The organism is Agrobacterium sp. (assembly GCF_059499945.1).
Genome location: NZ_JCABZP010000002.1, coordinates 81,118 through 98,716 on the forward strand (window position 1 = coordinate 81,118; position 17,599 = coordinate 98,716).

General features: G+C 60.2%; 14 protein-coding genes. 2 read left to right on the plus strand and 12 right to left on the minus strand.

Translation table 11 applies throughout. The features are described from left to right. Window positions 1-150: 150 nt before the first annotated feature. The 10 genes from AC5I5B_RS01425 to bcp all read right to left on the minus strand — a co-directional run bounded on the left by AC5I5B_RS01425 (window position 151) and on the right by bcp (window position 10,370). Window positions 151-714, minus strand: a complete 564-nt coding sequence (locus tag AC5I5B_RS01425) for an alpha/beta hydrolase (protein ID WP_003507920.1) — start codon at window positions 712-714, stop codon at window positions 151-153. 81 nt (window positions 715-795) lie between these two features. Beyond that, window positions 796-2,103: an adenylosuccinate lyase gene (purB, locus tag AC5I5B_RS01430; RefSeq protein ID WP_003507924.1), complete on the minus strand. Its 1,308-nt coding sequence runs from the start codon at window positions 2,101-2,103 to the stop codon at window positions 796-798. A gap of 81 nt (window positions 2,104-2,184) precedes the next feature. After that, the gene (locus AC5I5B_RS01435) at window positions 2,185-2,691 is read right to left on the minus strand and encodes a hypothetical protein (protein ID WP_111834500.1); all 507 of its coding nucleotides are present in this window, start codon (window positions 2,689-2,691) and stop codon (window positions 2,185-2,187) included. A 61-nt stretch (window positions 2,692-2,752) separates the two neighbouring features. Further along, window positions 2,753-3,430, minus strand: a complete 678-nt coding sequence (gene rpe / locus AC5I5B_RS01440; RefSeq protein WP_003507931.1) for a ribulose-phosphate 3-epimerase — start codon at window positions 3,428-3,430, stop codon at window positions 2,753-2,755. A 131-nt stretch (window positions 3,431-3,561) separates the two neighbouring features. After that, complete coding sequence (locus AC5I5B_RS01445; RefSeq protein WP_162695537.1) at window positions 3,562-4,743, minus strand: ABC transporter substrate-binding protein; 1,182 nt, start codon at window positions 4,741-4,743, stop codon at window positions 3,562-3,564. A 773-nt stretch (window positions 4,744-5,516) separates the two neighbouring features. Beyond that, the gene (locus AC5I5B_RS01450) at window positions 5,517-5,942 is read right to left on the minus strand and encodes an NUDIX domain-containing protein (protein WP_020810920.1); all 426 of its coding nucleotides are present in this window, start codon (window positions 5,940-5,942) and stop codon (window positions 5,517-5,519) included. Between the two features lie 8 nt (window positions 5,943-5,950). Beyond that, window positions 5,951-7,456, minus strand: coding sequence for a DEAD/DEAH box helicase (locus AC5I5B_RS01455; RefSeq protein ID WP_111792474.1), 1,506 nt, complete (start codon window positions 7,454-7,456; stop codon window positions 5,951-5,953). 219 nt (window positions 7,457-7,675) lie between these two features. Beyond that, window positions 7,676-8,974, minus strand: coding sequence for a M23 family metallopeptidase (locus AC5I5B_RS01460; protein ID WP_003507935.1), 1,299 nt, complete (start codon window positions 8,972-8,974; stop codon window positions 7,676-7,678). An 86-nt stretch (window positions 8,975-9,060) separates the two neighbouring features. After that, window positions 9,061-9,888, minus strand: a complete 828-nt coding sequence (locus AC5I5B_RS01465; protein ID WP_003507936.1) for a ferritin-like domain-containing protein — start codon at window positions 9,886-9,888, stop codon at window positions 9,061-9,063. 14 nt (window positions 9,889-9,902) lie between these two features. Then, window positions 9,903-10,370, minus strand: a complete 468-nt coding sequence (bcp, locus tag AC5I5B_RS01470) for a thioredoxin-dependent thiol peroxidase (protein ID WP_003507937.1) — start codon at window positions 10,368-10,370, stop codon at window positions 9,903-9,905. Between the two features lie 234 nt (window positions 10,371-10,604). Between bcp and AC5I5B_RS01475 the strand changes: the two genes are divergently transcribed. Further along, a complete protein-coding gene (locus AC5I5B_RS01475; protein WP_111834499.1) occupies window positions 10,605-13,988 on the plus strand; it encodes a YhdP family protein in 3,384 nt (1,127 codons plus the stop codon). A gap of 45 nt (window positions 13,989-14,033) precedes the next feature. Here AC5I5B_RS01475 and tyrS read toward each other — a convergent pair whose 3' ends face one another. Next, window positions 14,034-15,287 carry a tyrosine--tRNA ligase gene (gene tyrS / locus AC5I5B_RS01480; protein WP_111834498.1) on the minus strand — a complete coding sequence of 418 codons (1,254 nt, stop codon included), beginning with the start codon at window positions 15,285-15,287 and terminating at the stop codon, window positions 14,034-14,036. Between the two features lie 200 nt (window positions 15,288-15,487). Between tyrS and AC5I5B_RS01485 the strand changes: the two genes are divergently transcribed. Then, window positions 15,488-16,609, plus strand: coding sequence for an anhydro-N-acetylmuramic acid kinase (locus tag AC5I5B_RS01485; RefSeq protein ID WP_111834497.1), 1,122 nt, complete (start codon window positions 15,488-15,490; stop codon window positions 16,607-16,609). Between the two features lie 241 nt (window positions 16,610-16,850). On the opposite strand, the gene AC5I5B_RS01490 is transcribed toward AC5I5B_RS01485, so the two are convergent. Then, window positions 16,851-17,528 (minus strand): alpha/beta hydrolase, encoded by a 678-nt coding sequence (locus AC5I5B_RS01490; protein WP_003507952.1) that lies wholly within the window; start codon window positions 17,526-17,528, stop codon window positions 16,851-16,853. Window positions 17,529-17,599 lie beyond the last annotated feature (71 nt).

Genomic DNA, 17,599 nt, shown 5'->3' on the forward strand with positions numbered 1-17,599 from the left:
GAAGCGGTCCCATAAAGGAAAAGAGTGCATTCTACAATGCGGCTCGCATATTTCCCTTCAATTCTTGTGACAGGCCGGAGAAACCGCGGCACCCGGAAAATAGGCTTCCGGGGCAGATCGAAGGGGAGGCGGCCCGCACGGCCGCCGCCGTCAGGGCTCGACAGCCTTCAGCCTGCTCAGGAACTGGGCGAACACCATGCCGCCTTCCGGCCACGGACCATGGCCGGACTCGCTGTTGATATGGCCGGACATGCCGGCGTCGATCAGCAACGAACCCCAGGCGGCGGCAATGTCATCGGCGTGTTCATAGGAGCCGAAAGGATCGTTCCGGCTGGCGATGGTGATCGTCGGGAAAGGCAGCGGGTCGCGCGGGTAAGGCCCGAAGGTCATCAGGTGCTTGGGCCGGATATCGGGATTGGCGACATCGGGCGGCGCAACGAACAGCGCACCGGACACCTTCTTGCCGATTTCCGGCAGGGCGTGGATGACGGTCGGCACGCCAAGGGAATGGGCGACGAGGACGATGGGCTTGGTGGAGGCGTTGACCTCTTCCACCAGCCGGGCGACCCAATCTTCCTTCACGGGTTTGGCCCATTCGGCCTGCTCGACGCGACGGGCGGTGGAAAGCTTGCGCTCCCAGCGGCTCTGCCAGTGGTCGGGGCCGGAATTGGTATAACCGGGGACGATCAGGATATCTGCTTCTGAAACTTTCATGCGCCCATATCTGTGTTGTGATGCCGCCGCGATCAAGGTCGCGGCGACATTAACTTCAAGGTCTCTTACTCAGCTCAAGTCTCAGGCGTTGCCGAAGACGCGGGTGAAGATCGTGTCGACATGCTTGGTGTGGTAACCGAGGTCGAACTTTTCGCGGATGACCTCTTCGGGAAGTGCGGCGCGCACTTCCTCGTCGCCCAGCAGTTCCTCAAGGAAGTCGGCGCCCTGTTCCCACACCTTCATGGCGTTGCGCTGGACGAGACGATAGGCGTCCTCGCGGGAAACGCCTGCCTGCGTCAGCGCCAGCAGAACGCGCTGCGAATGCACGAGGCCGCGGAACTTGTTCATGTTCTTCAGCATGTTGTCCGGGTAGATCACCAGCTTTTCGATGACGCCGGCCAGACGGTTCAGCGCGAAGTCGAGCGTGACGGTCGTGTCGGGGCCGATGGCGCGCTCGACCGAGGAGTGGCTGATATCGCGCTCGTGCCATAGTGCAACGTTTTCCATTGCCGGAACGACGGACATGCGCACCAGCCGGGCAAGGCCGGTGAGGTTTTCGGTCAGAACCGGGTTGCGCTTGTGCGGCATGGCGGACGAACCCTTCTGGCCCGGCGAGAAGAACTCTTCCGCTTCCAGAACCTCGGTGCGCTGCATGTGGCGGATTTCGATGGCGACGTTTTCGATCGACGAGGCGATGACGCCGAGGGTCGCGAAGAACATGGCGTGGCGGTCACGCGGGATGACCTGCGTGGAGACCGGCTCGGGGATGAGGCCGAGCTTTTCGCAGACATGTTCTTCGACGCGCGGATCGATATTGGCGAAGGTGCCGACGGCGCCGGAGATCGCGCCCGTGGCGATTTCGGCGCGGGCATTGACGAGGCGCTCGCGATTGCGGTGCATCTCGGCATAGAAGCGGGCAAAGGTCAGGCCCATGGTGGTCGGCTCGGCATGGATGCCGTGGCTGCGGCCGATGCGCACCGTGTTCTTGTGTTCGAAGGCGCGGGTCTTGAGCGCCGTCAGCACCCGGTCCATATCGGCGAGCAGCAGATCGGCGGCGCGCACGAGCTGGATGTTGAGCGTGGTGTCGAGCACGTCGGAAGAGGTCATGCCCTGATGCACGAAACGGCTGTCAGGGCCGACAAATTCGGCAAGATGGGTTAGAAAGGCGATGACGTCGTGCTTGGTGACGGCTTCGATTTCATCGATGCGGGCGACGTCGAAGGTGGCGCTGCCGCCTTTTTCCCAGATCGTCTGGGCAGCCGACTTGGGGATGACGCCGAGTTCGGCCAGCGCGTCACAGGCATGTGCCTCGATCTCGAACCAGATGCGGAACTTTGTTTCCGGCGACCAGATGGCGACCATTTCCGGCCGGGAGTAACGAGGGATCATGGCAATGACTTTCTTTGTGGAGGAATTTTGCTGCCCGTTTAGCAAAGTGTTCCGGTAATCTCAATCTATCAAGCCACATGCCTATGTTGCTCGTTGCGCACGTCGGCAAAGGAATGCACCCGCAGGCAGGAGTGGAACGGCGGCAAAGGGTAAATACAATCCAAGACCCAGAACGCAGAACTGGTAAATCGCGCCGAGCGATGTGAAGAGCTGCTGGAAAAACCAGATGCGGGAGAATGCCGGCGCGTGCCATTGCGCATAGAAAATCCGGTACTCGAAAGCGAAGAACGCCGCCGCGACAGCCAGCGTGAAAAAAGCGATGGCAAGACAGGCCGCCGCGAAACGCAGCGGCAGGGCGGTGGACGGGGGGAGGAAGTGCAACGCGGCCATGGCCAGCATCCAGCCGAAAAGGCCGCCCACGAAGAAAAGCGTGATTATGTCGGTGGCGTGGTCGGTTTCCAGCCGGTTCCTGACATAGAGGCCGATGGCGGCGGCCGCGGCTGAGCAGAGGGCCCAGACAAACGCGCCGAGCAGCGTAAATAGCGCTGCCGAAGCCGTGTCACGGAAACCCCGCCTGTCGCTTCCCATGAAAATCCCCCCAACGCCTTGCTGTGCCGTCTCCGGCCTGTCCGCATTCAGCGGTGGCGGGTTACGTCCGCCCGGCTTCCGCCGCCGCACGCAACTGAGCGACGGTCTTGCGGTAGTCGGCGACGCCATCGCCCTTGAAGACGGCCGAGCCGGCCACCAGCGCATTCGCACCGGCGGCAACGATTGCGCCCGCGGTTTCCGCCGTCACGCCGCCATCAACTTCCAGTTCGATCGGCCGGTCGCCGATCATTGCCTTTGCCGCGCGGATCTTGTCGAGCATGGCCGGAATGAACTTCTGCCCGCCGAAACCGGGATTGACGCTCATGATCAGGACGAGATCGACATCATCAAGCACGTTCTCGATGACCGAAAGCGGCGTGGCGGGGTTCAGCGTCACGCCGGCCTTTCTGCCGAGCCCGCGGATCGTCTGCAGCGAGCGGTGCAGGTGAGGCCCTGCTTCCGCGTGCACGGTGATGCTGTCACAGCCGGCCTTGGCGAAGGCTTCGAGATAGGGATCAACGGGTGCGATCATCAGATGGCAGTCGAAGAACGCCATGCTGTGCGGGCGCAGCGCCTTGATGACATCAGGGCCGAAGGAGATGTTGGGGACGAAGTGGCCATCCATGACATCGAGGTGGATCCAGTCCGCGCCGGCTTCCGTGACATCGGCGACTTCCTGTCCGAGCTTGGCGAAATTGGCGGCCAGAATGGAAGGGGCTATGCGGATGGGCAGGGACATGGGGCAAACTCCTCTCGACGCGTTGCGTAAGCTGCCTTTAACATCAAGTATCCGGGTTTGAAACGGCTGGCCGCGCGGTTGCCGGAGGTTTTCAGCCGCGTTTCATCGAATTTCGGTTGCTGCCGCGTTGCCTATTGTTTTTCCGCCTTGTCCGCCGGTTCGAAACGCTGGCCGTTCCAGCGCTGCAGGCGATAGGGATTGTCGGAAAGGTCGTGTGACGGGTTGAAGCCGAGATCGCCGATGACGGTCTTGAAGACGGCGCCGCCAGCCAATATTTCCGGCCCGGGTTTCGACTGCGCCTGCACTGCCTCCGCAAGGGCGGCGGTGAGTTCGGCCGCGGCATAAGCGGGCAGGATATAGCCCTCAGGTTCGATGCCTGCGCCCCGCAGTTCGCCGGCGGCGGTCTGGGCGGAGGGCAGGGCGTCATAGGCCGGACGCGTGACGGCCAGCACATTCGCGGTCAAGGGAACCGGATTGTTGGCGGCGTTCATGGCGTCGCCGCCCATGATGGTCAAGGGAAGGTTTTCGGATGCGGCATCCCGGGCGATGATGGCGACGTCGTTGCGCTCCGCGCCCACGAAGACATGGGAGATGCCGGTGCGCGCCAGCCGGCGCACAAGCGCCACCTGCTGTTCCTGGTTGGGCCGCATCGTATCGGTGAAGGTGGGCTTGAGGCCGTTTTCCTCGAGCGCCGAGCGGATGCGGTCCACCAGCTCGCGGCTATAGATCGTGCCGTCATCCACAAGTCCGATGGAGTGTCCCTTCCAGTCGCGCAGGATGATTTCGGCGATCCTGTCCGATTCGGCCCTGTCAGACGGGGCGAGGCGGAAAAGCGGCCAGCCGTATTTCAGCGCATCTTCCATCAGGATCGGCGCGCGGCTGGAAAGCGTGATCGCGGGAATGGCGGCCGCTTTCAATGGCGGCAGAACGCCCTGAAGCGTCTCCGTGCATAAAAACCCGATCGCGGCGCTGACCTTGGCGGCCACGAGGCCATCGGCAATCGCGCCGCCGCTGCCGTCTTCGCAGCTCTCATGGATTTCGACGACATCAAGCCCGAGCTTGGCCGCCGCCGCCTTCGCCCCCTGCCGCATCTGCTGGCCCAGAAGCTCGTAAGGACCGTTCTGAGGGGCAACAATGCCAATCGATGCCGCGCTTGCTGAGCCCGCGAAGGCAAAACCGGCGATGATCGTTAGCAGGCGAAGTGAAAGCATGACGCGATAGAAATCCTGTTGTCCCGGCTTGATGTTTATCGGCAACAACCGGTTTTCCAAAGGAAAAATCGCTGCGGTTTCATCATAATCGCATATCGCCATCCGCAGGGCGGCGGTTTTGATCGGAAGTTACCCGATTCGAGGGCGCGGAGCAGTCCAGCAACTTTTAATTGTTTTCATTCGGTGCAATTGCGCGCGACCGGTCTCGCGGTGCGGCTGTTCTTGCGGTGGAGTTGTTCCTCCTTTGCACCGAATGGGCGAGGAGGTATTTCGTGTTCCTGCCGTGAGTTGCGTTACTTCATAAATCTATTACATGTGCCGCGTATAAGCACAGTTTAGAAAAGACTGAGCTAGGTTTATGCTTTTCAGAGTGCAGCACAAAAACATGCACATTTTATTATCAATTGCATAATTTATTGATATATATGACGAATATATAATCCTTCCAATTATTCACCGCTTTTACGCCATGTTTTTTTCGCATTTGCGAGAAGATTTGCTTGACGGAAAGTAAATGATTAGCTTAGATGTAACTGTTTCAGGGGACGACTGAAATTGGCTGTAACAGGCCTCGGAAAGTGTTCCGATTATAAGCACTGCCAGACTATATTACATTCTATATTCTATTTTTTTCATTACGTATAAACCGCTTCAGGCAACTGGGGCGGTTTTTTACATGAAGCTAATTTAAGCAATTTTAAATTGAATTCTGAAAGCCTGGCGCAAAGACGTTCTTTCATTTTTGTATTTCTGGAAAAGATATAGCGCGGAGAGGGTAAATCCAACTCCGGCGTATAGATCGTATGACTGTGTGAAATTGCCCGTCGAACGCCCTTGTTGCCTGCAGGCGGGTCCGGTTGGCCGCTTGTGCGGCCTTATTTCAGGGCGGCCAGGGCGTCCCTGGCAAAGGCGGAGATGGGTTCGGGAAGTTCACCCGGATCGAACCAGCCGATAGCGGAAAGCTTGTCCGGTTCGGTCAATGCCGGCTCACCCTGCGCATCGCGGGTAACGAAGATCAGCGAAACCCAGTGGTGGCGGTCTTGCGTATCGATAAATTCGCTATGGCAGAGAAACTCGACGTCGCCGATCTCAAGGCCGGTTTCTTCTTCGGCCTCGCGGCGTGCTGCGGCGAGGGAAGTTTCAAGGTGATCGACCTTGCCGCCCGGAATGCTCCAGTATCCGGCTTCCGGCGCCTTCAGGCGCCGGCATAAAAGTACGCGCTCGTTACGCAATATGACAAGGCCGACACCAACGCCCGGAAAATCGAGGCCGGGCTTGATGGTTGATGTCATATTGTCCATTGCGCTGGTCAAGCCTTGGCGTTGGCCACGATCAGCATGAAGGCGGGAATGTCGTCGCCGAAACCAACCGGTGTCGGGCCATCGTCGTGGTCGCGATAATGGCGGCGGCGGTCGCGGTTGTCGTCATTGGCGTGCGGTTGGTTGCGGCTGTTGCGCTCGGAATTGCGCGGGGTCTTTTCCGGTCTGCGTTCTGCCTTCACCTTGTCTTCTCCGTGAGCCGCAATGTCCGTATCCACAGCGGACTGTGCATCCTGATTGATGTTTTCGACCGGCGATGCGGGTGCATCGCGACGGTTCCTGTCGCGACCTCTACCGCCACGTTCCTTGGGCCCTCGGCGGCTGGAATTGCTCTCGAAGCTTTCCATGGGCGCGGGGAGTGAGGACAGGTCACCGCTCAGCCACTCGATCTTCTCGGCGATCAGCTTTTCGATCGCGTCCAGATATTTTGCATCGCTTTTGGTGACGAGGGTGAAGGCCTTGCCCGAACGGCCCGCGCGACCGGTGCGGCCGATGCGGTGGACATAGTCTTCAGCGTGAATGGGAACATCGAAGTTGAAGACGTGGCTGACATCGGGAATGTCCAGTCCGCGTGCTGCAACGTCGGAGGCGACCAGCAGCGTCAGATTTCCATCGCGGAAATTCTGCAGCATCGTGGTGCGCGAACGCTGGTCCATGTCGCCATGCAGGGCGCCGACGGAAAAGCCGTGACGATCCAGCGAACGGAACAGGTCTGCCACATCCTTCTTGCGGTTGCAGAAGATGATCGCGTTCTTGAGTTCGGTCTCTTCGGCACGGACGAGATCGCGCAGCACGGCGCGCTTCTCATAGTCCTTGTTGTGCGCGGCGACGATGCGCTGCGTCACGGTCTTTGCCGTGGAAGAAGGCTTGGCGACTTCGATACGGGTCGGGTTCTGAAGGAACCGGTCAGCCAGCTTCTGGATTTCCGGCGGCATGGTGGCCGAGAAGAACAGCGTCTGCCGGGTGAAGGGGATCATCTTGGCGATACGCTCGATATCGGGAATGAAGCCCATGTCGAGCATGCGGTCGGCTTCGTCGATGACGAGGATTTCCACGCCGGTCATCAGGAGCTTGCCGCGCTCGCAATGGTCGAGAAGGCGGCCGGGCGTGCAGATCAGCACATCGGCGCCGCGCTCCAGCTTGCGGTCCTGGTCTTCGAAGGAAACACCGCCGATGAGGAGGGCGACGTTCAGCTTGTGATTCTTGCCATATTTCTCGAAGTTCTCCGCCACCTGCGCTGCAAGCTCACGGGTCGGCTCGAGGATCAGGGTGCGCGGCATTCTGGCGCGCGCACGGCCCTTTTCGAGCAACGTCAGCATCGGCAGAACGAAGGACGCGGTTTTGCCCGTGCCGGTCTGTGCGATACCGCAGATATCACGCTTTTCCAGCGCCGGCGGAATGGCGCCAGCCTGAATGGGTGTCGGCGTCGTGTAGCCGGCATCTGCAATAGCGGAAAGAACTTTTTGGCTCAGGCCAAGATCAGAGAATGTTGTCAAAGGAAGAACTTTTTCCGTTCTGGTTCGGTAAGAACACCTGCGTGCCGCTGCGGCACTTGCAAAGACTTGGCGCGGGGATATGCCCAAATTGCCGGAAAGTCAAGGAAACAACGGGGAAAGCGCGCGAAACAGCGGGGTTCGGGCGGGGCTTCTGGGCCTTTGGTGCAGATTTCAGCGATTTATCGTGAAAAGCGCAAAAAAAGCATTAAAATCGTGCTGCTATTTTAAATAGGTTTTGAGTTCCGTTCCAGCGATCAGGAACCGCATGGGATCAACAGGCGTATCGTTGCGGCGCACCTCATAATGCACATGCGGACCGGTGGAGCGACCGGTGCTGCCGGCACGGCCAATGACGTCGCCTGCTTCGACCTTGTCGCCGGCTTTCACCAGAATGGCGGAGAGATGGCCGAATCGCGTCGAAACCCCCTGACCGTGATCGATCTCAACCATATTGCCGTAGCCGCCTGAGTTTTCCGCCACCGTCACCTTGCCCGCGCCGGTGGATTTGACGTCAGCACCGGTCTCGGCGCGAAAATCGATGCCGGTATGCAGGGCCGGGCGGCCGAGAAACGGATCCATCCGGTTGCCGAATCGGCTTGTGATCGCCCGGCCGGGAGCAGGGTTGCCGAAGGGCAGGGCGGTTGCGGTTTCCTTGACGATGTCGAGCCTGTTCAGGGCATTGTCGAGATTGGTAAGCGACAGGTTGAAGGGATCGCCTTCACCGCGCTCGGGATCGGCATAGGGGCCGCCTATGTCGTTCGTGCCGCTTTCCTCGATTTTCAGGCCCGCCTGCCGGATGATGTCCTGCATCGCGTTCGCCTTGTCTTCGGCGTCGCTGGTCAGTCTGGCTATGCGCGATATCTGCTGGCGTTCGATATCCTTCAGCGACAGTGTCACCTTAGAGAACACCCGATCGGCCCGATCGGATGGCGTTTCGCCGGCTTCGGGTACATACGCGGCGCGTCTGTCTGATGTGGCGGGCTTTTCCGCCTGTGGCCTGCGTGGCGCCATCAGCTTTTCAATGGCCGAAAGGCCGCCGGAGAGGTCAGCGCGTTTTTCCGGCGCCATGGCGTTCGAAAGAGACGAGGGCGCGGCCGGGGAGGCGGCGATGCCGGAATTTTCGGCGCGCTCCAGCAATTCACTCATGCGGCCGTGCCGCGAGGTTAGCGCCGCCTGCTGTTCCAGCAGCTTTTCCACTTTCTTTTCAACAACCTGCTGATCGAGCAGCTGCCGGGAAGTGACACGGTCCACCTGTGCCCTCAGCGCCGCGATGCGGTCTTCATAGTCGTTCTGCATGCGGGTCTGGCGCGCCATGGTCGCGCCGATCAGGTCGTCACGCAAGATGAGATAGCTTGTGGCGCCAAGATAGCCGAGTGAAAACAGGCCGATCGTGCAGCCGGCAAGCGCCGCCATCCACGGCCGGATGGTCATGTGCCGCACCCTGTCGCCGCGCGCGAGAATGAGCACGTGCGGCTCACGCTTTTTGCCGAATACCCGGTTTTCCGCCGTATCAGTCACAATCTCTCTCCGGACTGGCCGATTTCTTAAGGGAAATCATAATTCGTTAAGGTTAACGAAGTTTTGCCGGAGGTGAGTTGCGGGTGTCAGCTATTGCTGACGGCGGTCAGCGAGCGGTAAAACGAAGGCGTAAGACCCGCCTCGGCTCGGGCAAGGTCGTTGAAGGGCGGTTTCAGCGGGCCGCGGAAATTGGCGCGCACCAGCTGCCTGAAAGTTGCGGCCGGATCCTTCTTCTCACGCGCGCACAGGAACCGGAACCATTTCGCGCCGATGGCGACATGGCCCTTTTCATCATTATAGATGACGTCGAGAACGGCGGCGCTTTCGAGGTCGCCGGTCTCGCGCATCCTTGCCTGCAGGGAAGGGGTGACGTCCAGTCCGCGCGCTTCCAGGATGAGCGGGACGACCGCCAGCCGTGCGGTGAGATCGTTGCGGGTGGAATGAGCTGCCTGCCAGAGCCCGTCATGGGCGGGCAGATCGCCGTAGTCGGCGCCGAGGCTTCTCAGGCGGTCGCGCACCAGCCGGAAATGTTTTGCCTCTTCGAAGGCGACCTGCATCCAGCCATCGAAAAAGGAATGCGGCACGGGCTCGCTGGCATATCGGGCGACGATGTCGAGTGCGAGATCGACGGCGTTGAGTTCGATATGGGCGATGGCATGCAGCAGCGCGATCCGTCCCTTGACGCTATGGAGCGAGCGGCGTTCCACGGCGGTTGGCGACACGAGTTCCGGCTTCTCGGGCCTGCCCGGACGTTCGGGCAGCGGCGGGTCGAGCGGGGAGCGCAGCGACAGGCGGCGTGCAAACCAGCGCGTCGCCGTTTCCTGCGCTAGCGCGGTTTTTCTGTCGAGATCGGCGCTCACGATGGCATCCGTCGCGCCGCCTCGGAGCGAAATGATCTTGAACGGGGGCGTCACGACGGATTGGTCCCTCAGAGTTTTTTCACGGCCTCAAGAACGGCCTGCGCGTGACCCGCGACCTTCACCTTGTTCCAGACTTCCGCGATTTTTCCATCCGGCGCGATGAGGAAGGTGGTGCGTTCGACACCCATGTATTTTTTGCCATACATGCTTTTTTCCTTCCAGACGCCGTAGGCTTCCACCACCTTCTTCTCCTCATCGGCGGCCAGCATGACGGAGAGCGCGTGTTTTGCCGCGAATTTGTCGTGACTTTTGACGCTGTCGGGCGAAATGCCGATGACGACGGCGTTGGCTGCCTCGAATTCGCCGCCCAGCGCGCTGAAGTCGATGGCTTCGGCGGTGCAGCCCGATGTGTCGTCCTTCGGGTAGAAATAGAGGATGACGGCCTTGCCTTGCAGTTTGGACAACGTCACCGTCCCTTCACCGTTACGGGGCAAAGTAAAATCGGGAGCGGTGCCGCCAATCGTCAAGTCTGTCATAATCTACCTTTCTTTCGCCGGGATGTTGAGTGAAAGTCGCCACATTCGATATATAGCGAAACCGCGCGTCGTCCAGATCATGATTGAGATTTGAGGTCGAAACGATCTTAAATCTCAATCATGATCTGGGCTAAAGAATTAGAGCGGGATTCCAGACGGAAACCGCTTATACTTTTCGCCATCCGCTCCGGTGTTGCGGCGAAACAAAAGCTATTCAAGGGCAAACAAGGGCGTATGGCTGAAGTCAGGGGTGAAAAGGTCAAGTTCGGCAGGCGTGATATCATTGCGCTGCATGATCTTCCTTCGGCGCAGGCCGAAGATCCCATCATCGTTCATTGCCCCGCGCCGCGCTCCATGGTGCGAGCCTTCGTCAAGATTTTCGCGGCGCTTTTCGTGCTGGCCTTCCTCTCCATCGGCGGCATCATTCTTTCCGTCGAGACCGGATCGATCGATGCGACGCTTTCCAGCCAGGCGCAGCAGGCGCTGGAAAAGGCGCTCGGTCCACACTACAGCGCACGGATCGGTTCTTCGGCTATCAGGTTTTCCACCGGGCTGCGCCTTGCGCTGGTGGCTGAGGACGTGGATATCGTTGAGAAGGAATCCGGCCAGCATCTGAGCCGGGCGCGGGCGATCGGCATGGCGCTCGATCCGCTTGCGCTTCTGACCGGCCGTGTCTCGGTGCAAAGCCTCGAAGCTGACGGGATGGAGCTCGATACCGCGCTTTTGCCCAAGGGTAACGGGTTCGATCTCACCAGCGTCAAGCTCGACGCCGTGCCGCAGCAATTGCAGGATGCCTTCGGACAGCTCGACAAGCTCGCCCAGGCTTTCCTGAGCAGCGGAACCGAGGAGATCGATATCTCTAGCGTTTCGGTTCACCTGCCGCCCGGCGAACTCGGCAAGCCGCGTACAATCGAAGTGCGCGAATTGTCGCTGACGCCGGATCAGCAGGGCGGCTATTCGCTTAATGGCGAAACGCTGTTTAACGGTGAAATTGCCAGCGTGTCGCTCAAAACCTCCGGCGCGGGCGGTGTGATCAACGGCTTCGAGGCCCGCATCGACGGTTTCGATATCGGCCCGTTCCTGGAAAAATACGATCCCGACGGCAATCTTCATGAGGGCCTGAACGTCAAGACCGGCGTCAACATTGTCGCCCGGCGGGCCACGCAGGGGCAGGAGCCGCGCCTGGACGTTTCCCTCGGCATGGGCAACGGCACGCTTCGGATTGGCGGCGAAGCCCAGACCTTCACGGCAGGCACCGTCAATGCGCATTATGACTTTGCAAAAAGCACCCTCGTCATCGACAATTCGCGGCTGGAGCTCGGCCGGACTATTATTCCGGTCGCCGGTGAAATCAGCGATACGGAAGACGGCTTCGGTCTTTCGTTGCGGATCGACAATGGCGTTGCTTCGTCCGAAGCTTCGGGGGAGGCCCCAGTTCCTTTCAGCCTGAAGGCGGACGGGCATTTCACGGCGGCGACGAAACAGCTTGATGTTCCCGCGCTTTATGTCTCGGGCCCGCTCGGAGACATGGCGGGATCGCTGAAAATCCGGTTCGGCCAGGGGTCGCCGGAAATCAGTTTCGGCGGACAGATTCCGAAGATGGAGGCCACGGCGGTCAAGCAGCTCTGGCCGTTCTGGATGGCGCACAAACCACGCGACTGGGTGGTATCCAATCTTTACGGCGGCACCGTAACCAATGGTTCAATCGCGATCTTCATCCCGCAGGGACGGATGTGCGGCCCCGGCTGCCCTCTGGTGCTGGGCGAAAGCGAAATGCAGATCCGCTTCGATATCGATGATACGCGTCTCAATACCACCGGCGACATTCCACCGTTGCGCGATGTCGATGCGCATTTTGACCTTGTCGGCGGCAAGATGGCCGTCGATATCAAGCAGGGCACCACCTATTTCCCGTCGAACCGCTCGCTCGCGCTGGAGAACAGCCGCTTTCTCATTTCCGCTGTTTACGACAAGCCGCTGCTCGGAAATCTCGAGTTGAACGTTTCAGGTTCGGCCGACGCCGTGGCCGAGCTTGCGACACTCAAACCCATCAATGCGCTCAAGGACACGCAGTTCAAACCGGAAGATTTCACCGGTGATGTCAAAGCCCACGCGAATCTCACCGTTGGCCTGCTTTCCAGCCACAACCCGCCGCCGCCGGTCTGGACGGCCGATCTCGACCTGAAAAACCTGTCGCTGACGAAGCCCTTCGCCGGCCACAAGGTGACCGCTCTCGACGGCTTCATGACGTTGGACGACCGCCAGCTCAAACTGGAGGGCAAGGGCCGCGTGGACGACGTGCCGATGGACATCGTGATGACGGAGCCGGTGCGCAAGAAGAGCGATATCGCGCCGACACTGTCGCTGAAGGCAACCCTCAATGAGACGCAGGTCGCCAAGCTCGCCCCTGAACTGTCCACGGTCCTCGGCGGCACGACGGCGATCGAAATCGACGGCGCTGACCCCAAACGCCAGGACATCCGGCTTGATCTGACCAAGGCGTCGATCATTCTGCCCGGGCTCGGCTGGAGCAAGGGTATCGGCATTCCCGCCAATGCCACCTTGACCATGGAAGTGGCTGATGGGCGCACGACGATCAGCGACTTCTCACTCGATGGTGACGGTTTCGGCGCTGCCGGCGATATCGCCTTCAGCAAGAACGGGCTGATTTCCGCCGATCTCAGCCGCGTGCAACTCTCGCCCTCCGACAATTACGCCGTTTCGGTCGCCGCGTCGAAGAACGGCTATATCATCAATGCATCGGGCAAATCCGCCGATCTCAGGCCCTTCATTTCGAAGCTGCGCAGCCCCTCCAGCGGCAGCGACGGCGCATCCCGCTCGCAGCCCACACTTTCCGTCAAGGCGCAGTTCGACAAGGTTTACGGTTTCAACGACGAAATCCTCGGCAATGTCAGCGCCGATGTCAGCGTGCGGGACGGCAAGGTACGCTCGGTTGATTTCCGCGGTGTCACCGGCAACGGCCAGGCGGTCGTCGCCCAGACCACCAATCGCGGGGCGACGGGAACCGTAACGCTGACCAGCAGCGATGCGGGTTCGCTCGCCCGTTTTGCCAATATCTACAGCCGCATCCGCGGCGGCCTGCTCAATCTTGCGCTGACGACGTCCAATGGCAGCGACTGGAGTGGCTCGCTCGACCTGCGCAATTTTGCCGTCGTCAACGAAGCCAAGCTGCAGGACATCGTCGCCACACCGACGGGTGAGGACGGCAGGAGCCTCAACAATGCGGTGCGCCGCAATATCGATGTCAGTTCGGAAAAATTCCAGCGCGGTTTTGCCCGCCTCGTTTATGTCAACGGTTCGGTGGCGGTGGAAAACGGCGTCGTGCGCGGTGAACAGATCGGCGCGACATTCCAGGGGCTCTTGAAGGACCAGAGCGGCCGCATGGACATGACCGGCACCTTCATGCCTGCCTATGGCCTGAACCGGCTGTTCGGGGAACTGCCGTTTATCGGCATCTTCCTTGGCAATGGCCGTGACCGGGGTCTGCTCGGCATTACCTTCAAACTGTCAGGCCAGACGGACCAGCCGAAGCTGACGATCAATCCGCTGTCGTTGATCGCGCCCGGCGTCTTCCGGCAGATCTTCGAATTCCAATAAAAAGGGCCGCTTTCGCGGCCCTCAATAACAGCTTTAGCGCGGGCGTTACGCCGGGCGAACCAGCACGTGCTTCTTCTTGCCGACCGAGAGCTTGATGACGCCGTCGCCGGTCACTTCACCGGAACCAACGTTCTGACGCTCATCGGAAACGCCGATGTCGTTGATCTTCACCGCGCCGCCCTGAACATGGCGGCGGGCCTCGCCGTTCGAACCGGCGAGACCGGCGCGCACGATGAGCGAGAGAACGCCGACGCCGGCTTCGAGTTCGGATGCCGGAACCTCGATGGAGGGCAGGTTTTCGGCGAGCGCGCCTTCCTCAAAGGTCTTGCGCGCGGTTTCGGCAGCTTCTTCCGCAGCGGCGCGGCCATGCAGGATCGCCGTTACTTCGGTCGCGAGGATTTTCTTCGCCTCGTTGATCTCCGATCCGCCGAGTGCTGCCAGACGGGCGATCTCATCCATCGGAAGCGTCGTGAAGAGCTTCGCGAAGCGAACGACATCCGCATCTTCCATGTTGCGCCAGTACTGCCAGAAATCATAGACCGGCAGCAGGTCCTTGTTCAGCCACACGGCGCCCGATGCCGACTTGCCCATTTTCGCACCGGAGGAGGTGGTGAGCAGCGGCGAGGTCAGCGCGTAAAGCTGCGGTGTCCCCATTCGGTGACCGAGGTCGATGCCGTTGATGATGTTGCCCCACTGGTCAGAGCCGCCCATCTGCAGGCGGCAGCCGGTACGCTGGTTCAGCTCCACGAAATCGTAGGCCTGGAGGATCATGTAATTGAATTCGAGGAAGGACAGCGACTGCTCGCGGTCGAGGCGCGTCTTCACGCTGTCGAAGGACAGCATGCGGTTGACCGAGAAGTGGCGGCCGACGTCGCGCAGGAATTCGAGGTAGTTGAGTCCACGCAGCCAGTCGGCATTGTTGATCATCAGTGCCGGGTTCTCAGCGCGGTCATAATCGAGGTAGTTGGCAAAGACGTGCTTGAGCGAGGTGATGTTGTCCTCGATCATGTCGATCGTCATCAGCTTGCGGGCCTCTTCCTTGAAGGAGGGGTCGCCGACCATGCCGGTGCCGCCGCCCATCAGGGAAATCGGCTGATGGCCGGTCTTCTGCATCCAGTGCAGCATCATGATCTGGGTGAGGTGGCCGACATGCAAACTCGAAGCCGTCGGGTCATAGCCGATATAGGCGGTCACGGTTTCCTTGGCGAACAGTTCGTCGAGACCTGCCTCATCGGAGATCTGGTGAATGAAGCCGCGCTCATCGAGCGTGCGGAGGAAATCGGACTTGAACCTGGACATAACCTTTTACTTTCTGGTTTGATCTTTGCCGTCGCTGGAGCGCCGCACGTCCTTTCGGACGCGCAAAGGACGCTCCACAATGCCGTAAGCAGCCAATGAACGACGCGGCTTTATCATTGTTTTTTGAAATGTGCACCCGTTTCGGCCATGAATAACGGCGATTCACGTCATCATGATTCGATATTGAAGGGGAGCGGCGCATGGGCGAGGTCAAAACGGCGATCGGGCTGATGAGCGGGACATCGATGGACGGCATCGATATCGCCCTGTTGCGCACGGATGGCGAAAGCGTGGTGCGGCACGGGCCGAGCGGTTATTTCCCCTATGATCCGGGCCTGCGGGCCATCTGGCAGAAGGCGCTTGTGACAGCCAAATCCATTCGCGAACGGCGCGAGCGTCCCGGCGATCTTGGTGAGGCAGAGCGCAAGCTGACGCTTGCCCATACCGCGGCGGTCAAATCCTTCCTCCACCGTCACCGGCTTGAAGCCGGCGATATCGATGTGATCGGTTTTCATGGCCAGACGGTGCTGCACCGCCCGGATGAGGCGCTGACCGTGCAGATCGGCGACGGCGCGCTTCTGGCTGAAGAAACCGGCATCGATGTGGTTTACGACATGCGGGCGAACGACATGGTACATGGCGGGCAGGGCGCGCCGCTCATTCCCGCCTATCACATGGCGCTCTCCGCCAATCTGCCGGCAGAGTTCGAAACGCCTGCCGTCTTCGTCAATATTGGTGGCATATCCAACCTTACCTATATCGGCGAAGGAGGGCGACTTGCCGCTTTCGACAGCGGTCCCGGCAACATGTTGATCGACCAGTGGATCGAGGCGCATACGGGGAAAGCCTTCGACAAGGGTGGCAGGACGGCGGCGGGCGGCAGTGTCGTTGCCTCGCTCGTCACCCGCTACATGGAAAGCCCGTTCTTCTCGGCCAATATCCGCCGCTCCCTTGATCGCAGCGATTTTGTGCCACCGCAAAAGGGCGAGGCCTCGTTTGCCGACGGCGCGCGCACGCTGTCGCATCTGACGGGCGCTGCAATCCTCAAATCGGCGAGCTATCTGCCGGAAGAAGCAAAAACCTATGTGGTCTGCGGTGGCGGGCGTCTCAACCCGGTGATTATGGAAGAATTCGCGAGCCTTGCCGCAAAGGTGGGCGCGCGGGTGATTGCGGCGGAAGAGGCGGGTTTCGATGGCGGGGCGATGGAGGCGGAGGCCTGGGCCTATCTGGCCGTGCGATCGCTTAAAGGCTTGCCGCTGACCTACCCCGGAACGACGGGTGTGAATGAGCCGGTGACGGGTGGGGTTTTGGTGAGGGCGTAATAGACGACGGCGGGTGTGGCTCACCCCCCTCTGCCCTGCCGGGCATCTCCCCCTCAAGGGGGGAGATCGAATCGTGGCGACCTATCGGCCACCTTGAACGTAGCAGCTTAGGTAAAGAGCAGGCGTCTGGCTGATCTCCCCCCTTGAGGGGGAGATGCCCGGCAGGGCAGAGGGGGGTAAGCCAAGCCCGCCGTCGATCACTGTAGCTAGATCAAGACCTGCCCCGACGATGCGCGGCTTATCAGCGAATACGCTTCGCTGCCGGTTCCGGAACCAGTTCGCCATTCAGGCGGCGGTCGAGGTAGTCCTCGCATTCGCTCATCAGCTCATCAACCTTGCCGTTGAAGAAGTGGTTGGCGCCGGGAAGGGTGCGGTGGGTGATGAGGATGCCCTTCTGGGTCTTCAGCTTTTCGACCAGACCGTTCACATCCTTCTCTGGCGCGACCTTGTCGGCATCGCCGTTGATGATGAGGCCGGAAGACGGGCAGGGGGCGAGGAAGGAGAAGTCGTAGGTGTTGGGCTGCGGCGCAATCGACATGAAGCCCTCGATTTCCGGACGGCGCATCAGAAGCTGCATGCCGATCCAGGCGCCGAAGGAATAACCGGCAACCCAGCAGCTCTTCGAATCCGGATGCAGGCTCTGCACCCAGTCGAGAGCGGAAGCGGCGTCGGAAAGCTCGCCAGCACCATGGTCGAATTCGCCCTGGCTGCGGCCGATCGAGCGGAAATTGAACCGGAGCGTGGTGAAGCCGCGCTTCTGGAAAAGATAGAACAGCTGATAGACGATCTGGTTGTTCATCGTGCCGCCGAACTGCGGATGCGGATGAAGGATGATCGCTATCGGCGCGCTCTTTTCCTTGGAGGGTTGATAACGGCCTTCGAGGCGACCCGCAGGGCCGTTAAAAATGACTTCGGGCATTGGTACTCCGGTCGTGTTTTTTCATTCTCCAACCGCATTCTTCCGATGAGAAGACTTGACGAACTGTGTCA